The sequence below is a fragment of the Microbacterium sp. SSM24 genome, assembly GCF_025989145.1.
Classification (GTDB): Bacteria; Actinomycetota; Actinomycetes; order Actinomycetales; family Microbacteriaceae; genus Microbacterium.
In genome coordinates this window covers 214,318-229,783 of record NZ_JAPDNQ010000001.1, presented here as the reverse complement: position 1 = coordinate 229,783, position 15,466 = coordinate 214,318, and the positions used below count along the sequence as shown (strand labels likewise).

The following is a 15,466-nucleotide window of genomic DNA, read 5'->3' as shown; positions in this document are numbered from 1 at the left end:
TCTCGGGAGTCAGCGCCGGACCGGCGCGAGGTCAAGGGTCTGCGTGGGGGTGACGATGCCGGTGACGGGCTGGTCGTGCACGTCGCTGGGCACGTCGTCGAGGACTTCGGAGTCGAACACGACGGCGTACACGGGCGGGCAGCGGTGCATCGAGCCGATCGTCTTGTCGTAGTAGCCGCGGCCCCACCCGAGGCGCATGCCGTGACGATCGACGGCGGCCGCGGGGATCACGAGCAGGTCGACGTCGTTCACGGCGATGGGGCCGATGACCTCGGCGACGGGCTCGGGGAGTCCGAACATGCCTTCGGCGATGTCGAGGTCGGGCGTGGCGACCGCCCAGTCGAGGAGGCCGTCCGCGCGCGTGACGGGAAGAAGGACCCGGATGCCGCGCTCCACCGCTGCCGCGACGAACTCGCGTGTGCCCGGCTCGGTCGTCGTCGACAGGAAGCACGACATCGACGTGACGCCGAGGCGGTCGACGAGCGCATCGAGCTGGGAGCGGATGCCGCCGGCCGCCAGCTCGCGCTGGTGCGGCGTCAGCAGCTGCCGGCGCTCGCGGAGCTCGGCACGCAGCGCGCGCTTCGCATCGGCGATCGCGTCGGACATGTCCTCGATTCTAGGCGGCGCGAACGCGATGAGCGTCGCGGCGGGCGGTACCGGCCGGGGGACCGGCCTGTCAACGCGCGCGGTCCTGCGCGATCGGCACCCTAGAATGCCAGGCATGCCCCATACCCCCATGAAGGCCGTCATCCCCGCCGCCGGACTCGGCACGCGATTCCTGCCGGCCACCAAGGCGATGCCCAAGGAGATGCTGCCTGTCGTCGACAAGCCGGCGATCCAGTACGTCGTGGAAGAGGCCGCGCAGGCCGGCATCGACGACATCCTCGTCATCATCGGGCGCAACAAGAACGCGATCTCGAACCACTTCGACTCGGTGCCCGAGCTCGAGGAGAAGCTGAAGGACAAGGGCGACGACGACCGCCTGCGCCGGGTGATGGCGTCGAGCGATCTCGCCGACATCCACTTCGTGCGCCAGGGTGAGCCGAAGGGCCTCGGCCACGCGGTGCTGCGGGCGAAGGCCCACGTCGGCGACGCCTCGTTCGCCGTCCTGCTCGGCGACGACCTCATCGACGAGCGCGATCCGCTGCTGACGACCATGATCGCCGAGCACGAGCGAACCGGAGCGACCGTCATCGCCCTCATGGAGGTCGACCCCGACCACATCCACCTCTACGGCGCGGCCGCGGTGCAGGAGACCGACGTGGACGGGATCGTGCGCGTCACCGGCCTCGTCGAGAAGCCGAAGCGGGAGGACGCTCCTTCCAATCTCGCGGTGATCGGGCGGTACGTGCTGACTCCGGGCGTCTTCGACATCCTCGAGCGCACCCAGCCCGGCAAGGGCGGAGAGATCCAGCTCACCGACGCCCTGCAGGAGCTCGCCGCAGACCCCGAGGGTCCCGGCGTGTACGGCGTCGTGTTCGGCGGTCGCCGCTACGACACCGGCGATAGGGTGGACTACATCAAGGCCATCGTCCAGCTCGCCTCCGATCGCGAGGATCTCGGTCCCGAACTGCGGCCCTGGTTGAAGGAGTTCGCGGCTCAGCTCTGACGCCGCCCGTACGAGGGATCACTGTGGATCTGACGGCTCCCCGCCGGCACGGACCGGTGTCGATTCGCCTGGTGCGCCAGCGCGACGCGCGCGCGCTCCAGAACGAGCTGATGTCCAACCGCGACTGGCTGCGCCCGTGGGAGGCCACCAGCCCCGACGGCCCGGTGTCGTTCGACATGCGCCTGGGCGTGCGGCGCCTGCTCCAGCAGTACCGTGACGGCGCCGGCGTGCCGTTCGTCATGGAGCATGACGGCAACCTCGCCGGCCAGCTCAACGTGTGGGGCATCGCGCGCGGCTCGCTCGCATCGGCCACCATCGGGTACTGGGTGAGCAAGCGGTTCGCCGGCCGCGGCATCACTCCCGCAGCCGTCGCCCTCGCGACCGACGTGTGCTTCACCGAGCTGCGCCTGCACCGGATGGAGATCTGCATCCGCCCCGAGAACGTCGCGAGTCTCCGCGTGGTCGAGAAGCTCGGCTTCCGCTACGAGGGCCTGCGCCGCCGCTACATCCACATCGACGGCGATTGGCGCGACCACTATTCCTTCGCCCTGGTGCGCGAAGAGGTCCCCGAGGGCGTGCTGCGCCGGTGGGTGGACGGGCACGCGCCGCAGGATGCCGCGACTGTTCCGCCCGCGGATCGCCTGCACGCGTAGAGCGACACGCGATCGGATGCCGGTCATCGGCATCCGCTGCGCATACCTTTGTCGACATGGACGGGCAAGTGCTGGGCGGGGGCGTCATCATGCTCGTCGCCGTGCTCCTGTGGCTGGTCTACCTGCTGCCCTCCTGGTACAGCCGGCGTCAGTACGATGCGGCCGAGCGCAACGCCGTGCGTCTGAATCAGGCCCTGCGCGTTCTCGCCGAGACGAGCGAGACTCCCGACGAGGTGCGACTCGAGCTCAACGCCCGCACCGCGATGGCGCAGCAGCGCCTCGCACGCCAAGCACTGGCCGAACGCGAGTCGGCCGCTCTCGAGCACGCGAAGGTCGATCTCGAGCGCGCCCGCACCGATCGGGTGACGAGCGAGGCGCAGGCGAAGGTGGAGCTCCAGCGTGCGCGCGGCGAGCGGGCGGCCGCCGAGGCTTCCGCACGGGCCGAGGTCGCTGCGGCCCAGGCCGCGGCGCGAGCCGAGATCGCGGCGGCGCGTTCGCTGCCGTCCGCGCGGCGGGCACGGGCGCGCCGCGGGTTCCGTCTCGTCGCGACGCTGGTCGGCGTCGCCGGGCTCGCGCTCGCCGGATGGGGCGCCGTTCTCGTCGTGACCACCGGTGCGCAGGTGTGGCTGTGGACGGGCGTGGCCGTGGCTGCGGCATCCGCTGTCGTCCTCTCCCGCCTGTCTCGCGTCGCTTCGCGCGCCGCCGTCCTCGTGGCCGAGCCCGTTGCGCGCCCTGCCGTTCGCGTGCAGGACGTCGAGCTCGAGCAGGCGTCGCGCGAATGGGCGCCGCGCGAGCTGCCGCGTCCGCTCACCGCTTCGGCCGGATCCCGTGCCGCGGCGGTGCTCGAGGCCGAGGCAGCGCGCGAATCGCTGCGACAGGCCGCGGTCGAGGTGGCGATGCGGGAGCGCGCCGATGCGCAGCGTCCGCCGTCGATCGACACCGCGAGGGTCGCCCGCGCCGGTGGTGCGGGTGCCGACTTCGCGCGCATGGGTTACGTCGACGACGCCGAGATCGAGGCGCACGTCCGCGGTCTGCTCGCCCGGCGCGCCGTCGGCGAGTAGTTCCCGACTCGCTCCCCGAGGTCGGATGCCGCGGCTCAGCCGCGATGCAGGATGCGGCCGCCGCCGAGCACGAGGTCCCGCGGGGGCGTGCGCACGAGGGCGTCCATCGGGTTCTCGGCGTCGAGCAGCACGAGGTCGGCGCGGTCACCCGGCGTCAGCGTCACGCGGCCGGACCCCGCGAACGGTCCGCCGTCGGTCGTTGCGAGCTCGACGACGCGGCGCAGATCCTCGTCGCGGACGAGGCTGGACGAACGGGCGTACTGCCACGCGATGCCGAGCAGGTCGCCCGTCCCGTAGGGGCTCCACAGGTCGCGGATGCCGTCCGTGCCGAATCCGAACCGCACGCCGGCCGCGTCGAGCTCGTGCAGCGGCAGCTGCGGCAGGCGCAGCGGCGCGACGGTGGTCATCGTCACATCGAGGGTCGCCATCCGCTGAAGCAGGTCGCGGCGACGGGATGCCTCCACCTGGGCGAGCGCGAAGCCATGGGCGATGTTCACGCGTCCGGCGAGGCCGAGCGCCTCGGTGCGGTCGAGGATGAGGTCGAACTGGAAGACGCCCAGCTCGGACGGGTCGTGGAGGTGGATGTCGATGCCGGCGCGGGTCTCGTCGGCGACGGCGAAGATCGCGTCGAGCTGTCCGACGGGGTCACGGTCGATGCTCGCGGGATCGAGACCGCCGATGTGCTCGGCGCCGGCCGCGGCGGCCTGCCGCAGCAGGTCGAGCACGCCGGGGCGACGCAGCACGCCGTCCTGCGGGAACGCGACGATCTCGGCCGTGAGCGCGCCGTCGTACTCCGCGACGGCTTCGCGCACGACCTCGATGCCGCGAAGCCCGATGCCGAGATCCACGTCGACGTGCGTGCGGATCGCCGTCGTGCCGAACCGCACGAACTCGGCGAGCACGCGACGCGTGATGTCGAGGCCCGGGATGCCGAGCTCGTCGCGGCGCGCACGCTCGTGCCGGATGCGCCCGTCGGTGCCGCCGTCGCCGCCGTACGACTGCCACGGGTGCCCGATCCACGACTTGTCGACGTGCGCGTGCGTGTTCACCAGACCGGGGAGGGCGAGCAGTCCGCGACCGTCGACGTCGTCCGCCCCGATCGGGGCGTCGGAGGCTGGGACGACGGCCGTGATCGCTCCGTCGCCGTCGATGAGGATGTCGCTCAGCTCCGCCGGGTCGCCCGTTCCGAGGCGGATGCGGCGGACGGCGGAGACGCGGGGGAGAGCGGCGGCAGGCATGCCTCCATCTTCTCCCGGACGGCGCTCGCCTCGGAGTGCGGGGCCGCGCGGGGGGTCGGTCCGAGCGTGCTAATCTAACGGAGGTTCACGGGCCTGTAGCGCAGTTGGTAGCGCGCCTCGTTCGCATCGAGGAGGTCAGGGGTTCGATTCCCCTCAGGTCCACACACGTGAAGGGCTCACCCGCCAGGGTGGGCCCTTTTCACGTACCGGGTCGCCGCCCGCGTGGCCCGCGTACAGACGAAGCCGGGAAGGTCAGCCGGGCGTCGCCTCGGCGGCGGCGCGGGCGGCGGCGGGGAGCGCGTCGACGATCTGTGCCACGGCGGCGTCGTCGTGCGCCGCCGAGACGAACCACGCCTCGAACACGGACGGCGGCAACGAGACGCCCTGATCGAGCATCGCCCGGAAGAACGGCGGGTAGCGGAACGCCTCCTGCGCCTTCACCGTGTCGTAGTCGGTCGGTGCGACGGCGGTGAACTGGATCGAGAAGAGATTCCCGGAGCGCTGGACGACGTGGGCGACGCCGGCGTCCGAGAGAGCGGATGCCGCGGCATCCGCGATCCGCGCAGCGGCGGCGTCGATCCGGGCGTACGCGGCGGCATCGAGGTGATCGAGGGTGGCGCGGCCGGCGGCGACGGCGAGCGGATTGCCGCTCAGCGTGCCCGCCTGGTACACGGGGCCGAGCGGGGCGAGGAGTTCCATGAGCGCCGCCGGTCCGCCGATCGCGGCGAGGGGCAGACCGCCGCCGACGACCTTGCCGAACGTGATGAGGTCGGGAGAGAACGGCACAGGGTCGATCCCGTACCACCCGGCCGGGCCGACGCGGAACCCCGTGAGCACCTCGTCGAGGATCAGCAGCGCGCCGTGCGCGTGCGCGAGGTCGGCGATCGCGGCGTTGAAGCCGTGCGCCGGCGGGACGATGCCCATGTTGGCGGGTGCTGCCTCGACGATGATCGCCGCGATGTCGGCGCCGCGCGCGGCGAACACCTCGCGCAGCGCGTCGAGGTCGTTGTAGGGCACGACGAGCGTCTGCGCCGCGATCGGAGCGGGGACGCCGGCCGATCCAGGCATGGCGAGCGTCGCGACCCCGGAGCCCGCCTCGGCGAGGAGACCGTCCGAGTGCCCGTGGTAGTGACCGGCGAACTTCACGATGAGGTCGCGTCCGGTCGCGCCGCGGGCCAGGCGGATCGCCGTCATGGTCGCCTCGGTGCCCGTCGACACCAGGCGCACCCGCTCGATGGGGCGCGCGCCGTCACAGGTCACGCGCGCCGCGATCACCTCGGCGAGCTCTGTCTCGCCCGGAGTGCTCGCACCGAAGCCGAGACCGTGGGACGCGGCATCCTGCACCGCCTTCACGACGGCCGGATGCGCGTGCCCGAGGATCGCCGGACCCCATGAGCCGACGAGGTCGACGTACTCGCGCCCCTCGACGTCGGTCACTCGCGGCCCGGAAGCCGACACGAAGAAGCGCGGTGTGGTCCCGACCGACCCGAACGCGCGCACGGGCGAGTTCACCCCGCCCGGCATCGCGCCGCGGGCGCGCTCGAATTCGACCTCGTTCGTCGACACCCCGGTCACCTGATCCATCCCGCCAGTTCCACGGCCCAATAGGTCAGCACCGCATCGGCTCCGGCGCGACGGATGCCGAGCACCGACTCCTCGATCGCTCGGCGGCGATCGATCCAGCCGTTCGCGGCGGCGGCCTCGATCATCGCGTACTCGCCGGAGACCTGATACGCCCAGACGGGAACGGGGCTGGATGCCGCGGCATCCGCCAGCACGTCGAGATAGCTCATCGCCGGTTTCACCATGACGATGTCGGCGCCCTCGGCGACGTCGAGATCGATCTCGCGGGCCCCCTCCAGGCGATTCGCCGGGTCGAGCTGGTACGAACGACGGTCGCCCTCGAGCGAGGACTGCACGGCCTCCCGGAACGGACCGTAGAACGCCGACGCGTACTTCGCGGCGTAGCCGAGCAGCGGCACGTTCGCGTGTCCGGCGGTGTCGAGCGCGTCGCGCACGGCGGCGACCTGGCCGTCCATCATCCCGCTCAGGCCGAGGAGCTGCGAGCCGGCCTCGGCCTGCGCGACACCCATCTCGCGGTACCGCTCGAGGGACGCGTCGTTGTCGACGCCGCCGTTCGCGTCGAGCACCCCGCAGTGGCCGTGGTCGGTGAACTCGTCGAGGCACAGGTCGGTCTGCACGACGAGCGCGTCTCCCGCCTCGGCCACGGCGAGGCGCGTGGCGACGTTGAGGATGCCGTCGGGATCGGTCGCGCCGGAACCGATCGCGTCTTTGTGTTCGGGCACGCCGAAGAGCATGATTCCGCCGATGCCGGCGGCCGCGGCATCCGCCACCGCCTTCTTCAGGCTCTCGGTGGTGTGCTGCACCACACCGGGCATGGACGAGATCGGCACCGGTTCGCTCGCGCCCTCGCGCACGAACATCGGCAGCACGAGGTCGGCCGCATGCTGGCGGGTCTCGGCGACGAGGCGTCGCATCGCGGGCGTGGCGCGCAGGCGGCGGGGGCGCAGGACGGGGCCGGCGTCGCGAGCGCCGCGAGCGCCGGGGGCGGTCATGGGCGGGCTCCGGTGAGGTCGGCTGCTCCGGCGTCGAGCAGTTCACGGGCCGCCCGCGCGGCGATGTCCTGCGACGGGTCGCCGTCGTCGGGCCACGCGGCGGCGTGCGACGCGGTGAGGACGGTCTGGCCGTCGAGGCTGTACACGCTCGCCGAGAGGAACAGGAGCCCCGCGTCGACGACCGCACGCGCGCCGACCGGCGCGGAGCATCCGGCCTCGAGCCGGGCGAGCACTCCCCGCTCGGCTTCCACCGCGGCGCGGGTCTCGGCGTGGTCGAGTGCGCGCACGAGGTCCTCGTCGCCGGTGCGCACCTCGATCGCGAGGGCGCCCTGACCGGGAGCCGTCGGCCAGCGGTCGGCGTCGAGGTACTCGGTGATGACGTCGGTGCGGCCGAGGCGGCGCAGGCCGGCCGCGGCGAGCACGACGGCGTCGAGGTCGCCGGGGGCGACGCGCCCGAGCCGGGTGTCGACGTTGCCGCGGATGTCGACGACCTCGAGATCCGGCCGCTTCGCCCGCAGCTGCGCCATGCGCCGCGGTGAACCCGTGCCGACGCGGGCGCCCTCGGGGAGGGTCTCGAGCGTCAAGCCGTCGCGCGCGCACAGGGCGTCGCGCGGATCCTCGCGAACCGGGATCGCCGCCACGACGAGGCGATCGTGGGGCGCGGTGGGCAGATCCTTGAGGGAGTGCACGACGAGGTCGCAGCGGTCCTCGAGCAGCGCATCGCGCAGGGCGCCGGTGAACAGGCCCATGCCACCCGCGCGCGAGAGCGGCTCGTTCGTGCGGTCGCCGTCGGTCGTGATGGTGACCAGCTCGGTCTTGACCCCGGTCGCGTCGGACAGGTCGCTCGCGACCATCCCGGTCTGCGTCAGCGCGAGGGCGCTGCCCCTGGTGCCGATCCGCAGCGCCGTCACGACAGCACCTCCGCGATCTCGTCGAGGCCGATGCGGCGGCCCGTGTAGAACGGGACCTCCTCGCGGACGTGGCGTCGCGCCTCGGTCTGGCGCAGGTGACGCATGAGGTCGACGAGGTCGACCAGCTCGGGAGCCTCGAGCGCGAGGATCCATTCGTAGTCGCCGAGCGCGAACGAAGCGACCGTGTTGGCGAGCACCTGGCGGTACTCGGCGCCCTTGCGGCCGTGGTCGGCGAGCATCTGACGGCGCTCGTCGTCGGGGAGGATGTACCACTCGTACGACCGCACGAACGGGTAGACCGTGAGCCATGCCTCGGGGTCCTTGCCCCGCATGAAGGCCGGCAGGTGGTTGGCCGTGAACTCGGCGTCGCGGTGCACGCCCATCGCGTTCCACACCGGCACGAGCGAGGCGAGCGGCTCGGCGCGGCGGAGCGCGCGCAGCGCAGCCTGCAGCCTCTCGGGAGCCACGTCCGTGCCGTGCAGCCACACCATGAGGTCGGCGTCGGCGCGCAGGCCCGACACGTCGTACCAGCCGCGGACCGTGACACCGGACGCCTCGACCTCGGCGACCGCGCCCTCCAGATCGCCCGCGGGAGCGGGGCTCGCACCTCCGCGCCGGAAGACGGCCCACAACGTGTAGCCGAGCGCCTCGTTCTCGGACGGGGGAACAGCCGAGGTTTCGCTCATGCCTCCATTGTTCCACCCTCTCCCGGGGCGGGTGGCCGCGCGACCGTCGGGGGCGGGTCAGCGGGCGAGGAGGGCGGCGGCCGTGCGCTCGGCGTGGGCGATGATGCCGGCCAGGCCCGAGCCGGCGACCGTCTCGCCGACGACGAGTGCGTTCGATGGCGGCCCGGCGGGCACCGCGGCGGGGCGGGTCCAGACGACGTGCGCGGCGGCGACCACGACCGGCAGAGGCACTCCCAGCAGCGCCTCGGCGTCGGCGCGTGCCGTGCCGACGGGGTCGGCGGGTGGGGTGTCGTACGACAGGCGCACGACGTGGCGTCCGGCGGCCGCCGCTCGCAGCCACTCCCACTTCGCCGTGGCGTGGGTGAGGGCGCGCGCGGCGACGGGGGTTCCGGCGGCGACGAGCAGGCCGCTGCCGCGGGGCGCGGCATCCAGCTCGTCCTGTTCGACGACCAGCGTGACGAGGTCGATCCGCCTGCCCGGCGCGGGAGCGGATGCCACCCCGGGCGCCGCCACGACCACGCGCCCCGGCAGGGCTCCGACGTCGACGATGCGCGTGCCGAGGCGGACGGTGCCGCCGTGCGCCTCGAGGTCGGCGGCCAGCGCGGGGATCAGCCGGTTCATGCCGCCGCGGATGCCGGCGACCGCCGATCCCGGGGGAGCAGCCGCCCGCAGCCGCGACACCGCGCCCGTCAGCGATCCGGCAGCCACGAGCTCCGCGGGCAGGGCAGGATGCGCGCGCGAGAGGGGGAGTTCGTCCGGATGCTGCGAGTGCACCCCGTGCACGACGGGGGCGACGAGCCGTTCCAGCACCGCATCGCCGAGCCGCGCGCGCACGAGCGCGCCGAGCGACAGCGCGTCCGATCCGGGCGCGAGGGGCAGCGCGTCGAGCCGCACGGCCTCGGCCGCGGCGGAGCGTCCGATGACGCGCACGACGTCGTCCGCGACTGGATCGGCCGGGATGCCGAGCAGCGCCGTCACGGGGAGCGGCACCGCGAGTCCGCGCGCGGGCTGCAGCCATGCGGGGCCCGGCCGCGGCTCGACGATGTCGGGTCCGAGGCCGAGCTCCTCCAGCAGGGCTGCGACCGTGCCGCCGCGCACAGCGAAGCTTTCGGCTCCGGCATCCAGCGCGATGCCTGCGACCACGTGCCGGGCGACCGGTCCGCCGAGGCGGTCGGATGCCTCCACGACCTCGACGTCGGTCCCCGCGCGCGCCAGCCGCCGGGCGACGACGAGCCCCGCGACGCCGCCGCCGACGACGGTGACGTCAGCCATGTGCGTGGACGAACTCCACGATCCGCGTGAGCACGGTCGGGTCCGCGTCGGGCGGAACCCCGTGACCCAGGTTCACGACGTGCGCGGGTGCAGCCCGGCCGCGGTCGAGCACGCCGCGCACGTGGGCTTCGAGCACCGGCCACGGCGCAGCGAGCAGGGCGGGATCGATGTTCCCCTGCAGCGGCACGGTCCCGCCCAGGCGGCGCGAGGCCTCGTCGAGCGGCAGGCGCCAGTCGACGCCCATGACGTCGACGCCGACGCCGTGCATCGCGGCGAGGAGCTCGCCGGTGCCGACGCCGAAGTGCACGAGCGGCACGCCGAGCGCCCGTGCGGGCTCGAGAGCACGCGAGGAGTGCGGCGCGACGTGAGCGGTGTAGTCGGCGAGGCTCAGCGAGCCTGCCCACGAGTCGAACAGCTGCCCGGCCGACGCGCCGGCCTCGAGCTGCGCCTCGAGGAACACACCGGTGATGTCGGCGCACCACGTGAGCAGCGCCGACCACGTGCCGGGATCGGAGTGCATGAGCGCGCGGGTCTTCAGCTGCTCCTTCGACGGACCGCCCTCGACCAGGTAGGACGCGAGCGTGTACGGCGCGCCCGCGAAACCGATGAGGGGCGTCGCGCCGAGCTGGGCGACCGTGAGCCGCACCGCTTCGCGCACGGGGTCGAGCGCCGTCGGGTCGAGAGCGGGGAGGGCCGCGACATCCGCCGGCGTTCTCACCGGCTCCGCGAGCACAGGCCCGCGGCCCGCGACGATGCGCACGTCGACCCCGGCGAGCTTCACCGGGATCACGATGTCGCTGAAGAAGATGCCTGCATCCACGCCGTGGCGCCGCACCGGCTGCAGCGTGATCTCGCTCGCCAGCTCGGGGGTCAGGCAGGCGTCGAGCATGTCGGTGCCGACGCGCAGCTCGCGGTACTCCGGGAGGGACCGGCCCGCCTGGCGCATGAACCACACCGGCGTCGTCTCGGGGCGCTCGCCGCGGTAGGCGCGGATGAGCGGCGGCGCGACGTAGCCGTCGGCGAGGGTCGGGTGAGAGGCATCCAGCGGCACGCGTTACAGCCTATGCGCCCGTTTCGACGGGTTCTCCGGGGGTGCCTTAACATGGAGGGGTGCTCCTCTGTCTCACCGCGAACCATCGGAACGCGAGTCTCGACGTCTTGGAGCGACTCTCCCAGGGGGCACCGGCCGCCACGCGCGCGCTCGTCGACGACGAGCTGTTCGTCGCCGGGGCCGTCGTGCTCGCGACCTGCAACCGCTTCGAGGCCTATCTCGACATCGACGAGCCGCTCACCGGCGGTGAGGCGGTCGCCGTCGAGTCCGTCGTCGAGGCGATGGCCGAGGCGTCCGATGTGCCCGTCGACCTGCTGCGCTCGTCGGTCGCGGTGCATCAGGGAGCGGATGCCGCCGCCCACCTCTTCGCAGTGACCAGCGGACTCGAGTCGGTGGTCGTCGGCGAGGACGAGATCTCCGGCCAGGTGCGCCGCGCGCTCGACGCCGCGCGCGCCGACGGCATGACGAGCGGCGAGCTCGAACGGCTCTTCCAGAAGGCGACCCACACCAGCCGAGGCATCCGGAACCGCACCGGACTGCGCGGGACCCACCGCTCGCTCGTGCGCTTCGCGCTCGAACTCGCCTCCTCGCGCGTCGCGGACTGGGCGGCTGCCCGCGTGGTCGTCGTCGGCACCGGGCGCTACGCCGCCCGCACCGTCGAAGCCGTGCGCGCCCGCGGAGCGCGCGACCTCCGCGTGTTCTCGCCGTCCGGCCGCGCGAGCGCCTTCGCCGCCCAGCACGGGCTCGTTCCCGTCGAGGACTTCGCCGCGGCGGCCGCCGAGGCCGACGTCGTGATCACCTGCACCGCCGACGCGGTCGTCCACGCCGACGCGTTCACGCCGGGTCATCGCGTGCTGGTGATCGATCTCGGCCTGCCGCGCAACGTCGATCCCGAGGTCGGACGCGTCGACGCCGTCGAGCTGCTCGACCTCGAGACCATCCGCCTGCACGCCCCGCTCGAGGAGTTCAGCGCGCACTCCGACGCCCGCGCGATCGTCGGCGACGCGGCGACCGAGTTCGCGGCCGACCGTGTCGCCGGCCCCGCCATCACGGCGCTTCGCAGCGATGTGCTCGAGATCGTCGAGGCCGAGATCGCCCGCGCGCGGGCGCGCGGCGCCGGGGACGAGACCGAAGCGGCGCTGCGCCACCTCGCGGGCGTGCTGCTGCACCGTCCGTCCGTGCGCATCCGCGAACTCGCCGTCGAAGGGCGCCTCGACGACGTGCACGCCGCGCTCGAGACGCTGCACGGGCTCACGGTCGACGACGACGGCGACGCGCTCGCCGATCCCTGGTCCGCCTCGGCCTGAGGCTGGGCTGACGGCGTCCGGAGTGTCGTCCGGGCTTCCGCTTGACCCTCTCCCTGTGTGAGGGTCGATCGTGGTCTCCACCATGTACACCATCGGAGAGTTCGCGGCCCTCGGGCGCGTGAGCGTGCGGATGCTGCGCCACTACGACGCGATCGGGCTTCTGGAGCCGGCGCGCGTCGACGATCGCACCGGCTACCGGCACTATTCGCCCGCTCAGCTCGGAACGCTCGTCCGGATCGTCGAGCTGCGTGAGATCGGCTGCGGGCTGGATGAGATCGGAACCGTGATCTCGGCGGAGGACGAGCCTGCGGCGCTGCGCGACGTGCTCGTGCGCCGCCGCACGCAGCTCGAAGCCTCGATCGAGGCAGACCGCGGCCGCATCGAGCGGATCGCCGAGCGTCTTCGTCGTCTGGAAGGAGAAGGAACGATGTCGGATGTCGAATACCGGTCGCTGGAGGCCGTGACGGTCTACGCCGTGGAGGGGAGGGCGCCGGGAATGGGTCCCGAGAACGTCGGGCCGATGATCGACCCGTTGCTGGGGAAGCTGATCGGCGCCATCGAAGGCGCCGGCCGCACCCCGCTGGAGCCCGGGGTGTTCTGGTACGAGGCCGTGCCCGACTCGGAGGAGCTGGCCGTGCACGTGTCGTTCACCGCCGACACGCCGGCGCTGGCGGCCGACGGATACGACGTCGTGTCGCTCCCCGCTGTCGCGACGGTCGCCGTGCTCGAGCATCGCGGCGACATGCCGAGCATCGGCGTGTCGTGGATGGCGCTCATGGAGCAGATCGCCGAGGACGGGTACCGCATCGTCGGCCCGACGCGCGAGGTCTACGTCCACGCTCCGGACGACCGGCCGCAGTCCGAGTGGGTGACCGAGCTGATCGCGCCCGTCGAGAAGGGCTGAGGCCGCAGGGGGAGCGTAAGTCTTGCGCGATAATGACGAGTTTGCGCAAGAACGCGACAATCTGCCGAGAAATCTTGATTTGCGGAGATGCGCGGCTCTAGATTGGCGCCGAGCGGGCGAGGACGCCCGTGCCCCCCGGATGAAGCGAGTCGACGATGACACGATCCAGCACTCTCGTCGCGGCGGTGGCCGCGGCATCCCTCGCCCTCTGCGCCGCCGTGGCGCCGCCCGCGGCGGCCGCCCCGCCTCGCCCCGCTCCCGCGCCTGTCGTGACGCGAGCCGCCCTGGCCCCCGAGCTGACGGCGGGCCGCGGCGCCGACGTCGCATTCCTCGAGCAGGAGGCCGAGAACGCCGTCACCGACGGCACGGTCATCGGCGCCGGCAGGGAGGCCTACACGATCGAGGCGGAGGCGTCGGGCCGCAAGGCGGTGAAGCTGCTGCCCGGTCAGTACGTCGAGTTCACGCTCCCCGCGGCGGCGAACGCGATCACCGTGCGGTACAGCATCCCGGATGCCGCGAAGGGCGGCGGGCTCACGGCGAAGCTCGGCGTCACGGCCGGCACGCAGAAGAAGCAGCTGTCGCTCACCTCGCAGTACGCGTACCTCTACAACCAGTACCCGTTCTCGAACGACCCCGGCGCCGGGCTGCTGCATCCGGACTGGTGGGTGACCGAGTGCGCCTGCGTGCCCGCGGCGACATCGCCGGCGTTCGAGCCGGCGACGCCGTTCCGTCCGATGAAGTTCTACGACGAGGAGCGCCTGCTGCTGGGCAAGACGTACAAGGCGGGGGAGCGGATCCGCCTCACGGCGCCGGCATCCGTTCCGTGGACCGTCATCGACCTCCTCGACAGCGAGCTCGTGGGCAAGCCGTACGTGAAGATCATCGCGGCGAACGTGCTCGTCTTCGGGGCCGACCCGACCGGCCGCCGCGACTCGGCGAAGGCGTTCGACAAGGCGATCGCCTTCGCGCAGAAGAAGGGGCTCGAGGTCTACGTGCCGCCGGGCACATTCCGCATCGACCGGCACATCATCGTCGACGACGTCACGATCCGCGGCGCCGGGCACTGGTACACCACGCTCAAGGGCTCGTCGGTCGCGCTGGCCGAGCCGGCGCTCGACGGCTCGACCCACACCGGCGTCGGGTTCTACGGGAAGGATGCCGCAGACGGCGGAAGCCGCGACGTGCACCTCTCGGGTTTCGCGATCGAGGGCGACGTGCGCGAACGCATCGACACCGACCAGGTCAACGCGATCGGCGGCGCATTCCACGACTCGTCGTTCTCCGACCTGCACATCCAGCACACCAAGGTCGGCATGTGGTTCGACGGCCCGATGTCGAACGTGGTGGTCGAGCGCAACATCATCGTCGACCAGATCGCCGACGCCCTGAACTTCCACCTGGGCGTGACGGACTCGGTCGCGCGGCACAATTTCGTGCGGAACACCGGCGACGACGGGCTGGCGATGTGGGCCGAGGCCAAGAACGGCACGACCCCGACGAACGCGCGGAACGTGTTCGACCGCAACACCGTGCAGACGCCGACACTCGCCAACGGCATCGCCATCTACGGCGGCGCCGACATCACGGTGTCGGGCAATCTCGTCGCCGACACCATCCGCGAGGGCAGCGCACTCCACGCCGGGTCGCGGTTCGGAGCGCACCCGTTCGCGGGCACGTTGACCTTCCGCGACAACACGACCGCTCGCGCGGGCACGCGTGAGCTCAACTGGAACATCGGCCTGGGTTCGCTCTGGATCTATGCCCTCGAAGGATCGATCGCGGGCGTGCGGGTGAGCGGCGACCACTACCTCGACAGCACGTACAACGCGATCCTGCTCGTGTCGGAGTGGGGGGTGAAGGACCTGTACTCGATGACCGACATCGCGTTCCAGGACGTCCGCATCGACGGCACCGGCACGTCGGTGCTCAGTGCGCGGGTGAAGGGCGGCGCCTCATTCCAGAACGTCGACGCGCGCAACGTGGGAGCCGTGGGCATCAACAACTGCGGCTCGTTCGGGTTCACCCCGTCGGGCTCGGAGTTCTCCGTCGCCGACCTGGGAGGCAACGACGGCGGCGGCACCACCGGACCCTGGATGGCCGCGTGGGAGCTGCCGAACACGATCACCTGCGACGACCGGCCGCCGGTCGTGGTCCCTCCGGCGCCCTCGCCGTGGGTGCAGCCCTGACGTCGCAGGAGA

The 15,466-nt window shown here is 72.4% G+C and carries 14 protein-coding genes and 1 tRNA gene; 7 read left to right on the top strand and 8 right to left on the bottom strand.

Annotation, left to right across the window (positions count from 1 at the left end; genetic code table 11):
• Nucleotides 1-9: 9 nt before the first annotated feature.
• On the bottom strand, nt 10-606 hold the full coding sequence (locus OL358_RS01030; protein WP_264708075.1) for a 5-formyltetrahydrofolate cyclo-ligase: 597 nt from the start codon (nt 604-606) through the stop codon (nt 10-12).
• A gap of 115 nt (nt 607-721) precedes the next feature.
• On the opposite strand from OL358_RS01030, the gene galU reads away from it, so the two are divergent.
• The 3 genes from galU to OL358_RS01015 are packed head-to-tail and all read left to right on the top strand — an operon-like array spanning nt 722 to nt 3,323.
• Nucleotides 722-1,609, top strand: a complete 888-nt coding sequence (gene galU, locus OL358_RS01025) for a UTP--glucose-1-phosphate uridylyltransferase GalU (protein WP_264708074.1) — start codon at nt 722-724, stop codon at nt 1,607-1,609.
• Nucleotides 1,610-1,632: 23 nt separating this feature from the next.
• Nucleotides 1,633-2,262, top strand: a complete 630-nt coding sequence (locus OL358_RS01020) for a GNAT family N-acetyltransferase (protein ID WP_264708073.1) — start codon at nt 1,633-1,635, stop codon at nt 2,260-2,262.
• A gap of 56 nt (nt 2,263-2,318) precedes the next feature.
• Nucleotides 2,319-3,323, top strand: coding sequence for a large exoprotein (locus OL358_RS01015; protein ID WP_264708072.1), 1,005 nt, complete (start codon nt 2,319-2,321; stop codon nt 3,321-3,323).
• Nucleotides 3,324-3,358: 35 nt separating this feature from the next.
• Here the strand turns inward: OL358_RS01015 and OL358_RS01010 are convergent, their stop codons facing one another.
• Nucleotides 3,359-4,561, bottom strand: a complete 1,203-nt coding sequence (locus tag OL358_RS01010; RefSeq protein ID WP_264708071.1) for an amidohydrolase family protein — start codon at nt 4,559-4,561, stop codon at nt 3,359-3,361.
• 89 nt (nt 4,562-4,650) lie between these two features.
• Here OL358_RS01010 and OL358_RS01005 point away from each other — a divergent pair.
• Nucleotides 4,651-4,723, top strand: a tRNA-Ala gene (locus OL358_RS01005).
• Between the two features lie 90 nt (nt 4,724-4,813).
• Here OL358_RS01005 and hemL read toward each other — a convergent pair.
• The 6 genes from hemL to hemE are packed head-to-tail and all read right to left on the bottom strand — an operon-like array spanning nt 4,814 to nt 11,057.
• Nucleotides 4,814-6,145, bottom strand: coding sequence for a glutamate-1-semialdehyde 2,1-aminomutase (gene hemL / locus OL358_RS01000; RefSeq protein ID WP_264708070.1), 1,332 nt, complete (start codon nt 6,143-6,145; stop codon nt 4,814-4,816).
• Nucleotides 6,133-7,137, bottom strand: coding sequence for a porphobilinogen synthase (gene hemB / locus OL358_RS00995; protein ID WP_413631326.1), 1,005 nt, complete (start codon nt 7,135-7,137; stop codon nt 6,133-6,135). The genes hemL and hemB overlap by 13 nt, the downstream gene beginning before the upstream one ends.
• Nucleotides 7,134-8,048 (bottom strand): hydroxymethylbilane synthase, encoded by a 915-nt coding sequence (gene hemC, locus OL358_RS00990; protein ID WP_264708069.1) that lies wholly within the window; start codon nt 8,046-8,048, stop codon nt 7,134-7,136. The genes hemB and hemC overlap by 4 nt, the downstream gene beginning before the upstream one ends.
• A complete protein-coding gene (gene hemQ, locus OL358_RS00985) occupies nt 8,045-8,734 on the bottom strand; it encodes a hydrogen peroxide-dependent heme synthase (RefSeq protein WP_264708068.1) in 690 nt (229 codons plus the stop codon). The genes hemC and hemQ overlap by 4 nt, the downstream gene beginning before the upstream one ends.
• Before the next feature lie 57 nt (nt 8,735-8,791).
• Nucleotides 8,792-10,006, bottom strand: coding sequence for a protoporphyrinogen/coproporphyrinogen oxidase (locus OL358_RS00980; protein ID WP_264708067.1), 1,215 nt, complete (start codon nt 10,004-10,006; stop codon nt 8,792-8,794).
• Complete coding sequence (hemE, locus tag OL358_RS00975) at nt 9,999-11,057, bottom strand: uroporphyrinogen decarboxylase (RefSeq protein WP_264708066.1); 1,059 nt, start codon at nt 11,055-11,057, stop codon at nt 9,999-10,001. Before hemE ends, OL358_RS00980 begins: the two co-directional genes overlap by 8 nt.
• 59 nt (nt 11,058-11,116) lie before the next feature.
• Between hemE and OL358_RS00970 the strand changes: the two genes are divergently transcribed.
• The 3 genes from OL358_RS00970 (at nt 11,117) to OL358_RS00960 (ending at nt 15,454) form a co-directional block, all read left to right on the top strand.
• Nucleotides 11,117-12,364 (top strand): glutamyl-tRNA reductase, encoded by a 1,248-nt coding sequence (locus tag OL358_RS00970; RefSeq protein ID WP_264708065.1) that lies wholly within the window; start codon nt 11,117-11,119, stop codon nt 12,362-12,364.
• Between the two features lie 70 nt (nt 12,365-12,434).
• Entirely contained in the window at nt 12,435-13,268 is an 834-nt protein-coding gene (locus OL358_RS00965; RefSeq protein ID WP_264708064.1) for a MerR family transcriptional regulator, read from the top strand.
• A gap of 155 nt (nt 13,269-13,423) precedes the next feature.
• The gene (locus OL358_RS00960) at nt 13,424-15,454 is read left to right on the top strand and encodes a glycosyl hydrolase family 28-related protein (RefSeq protein WP_264708063.1); all 2,031 of its coding nucleotides are present in this window, start codon (nt 13,424-13,426) and stop codon (nt 15,452-15,454) included.
• Nucleotides 15,455-15,466: the final 12 nt, after the last annotated feature.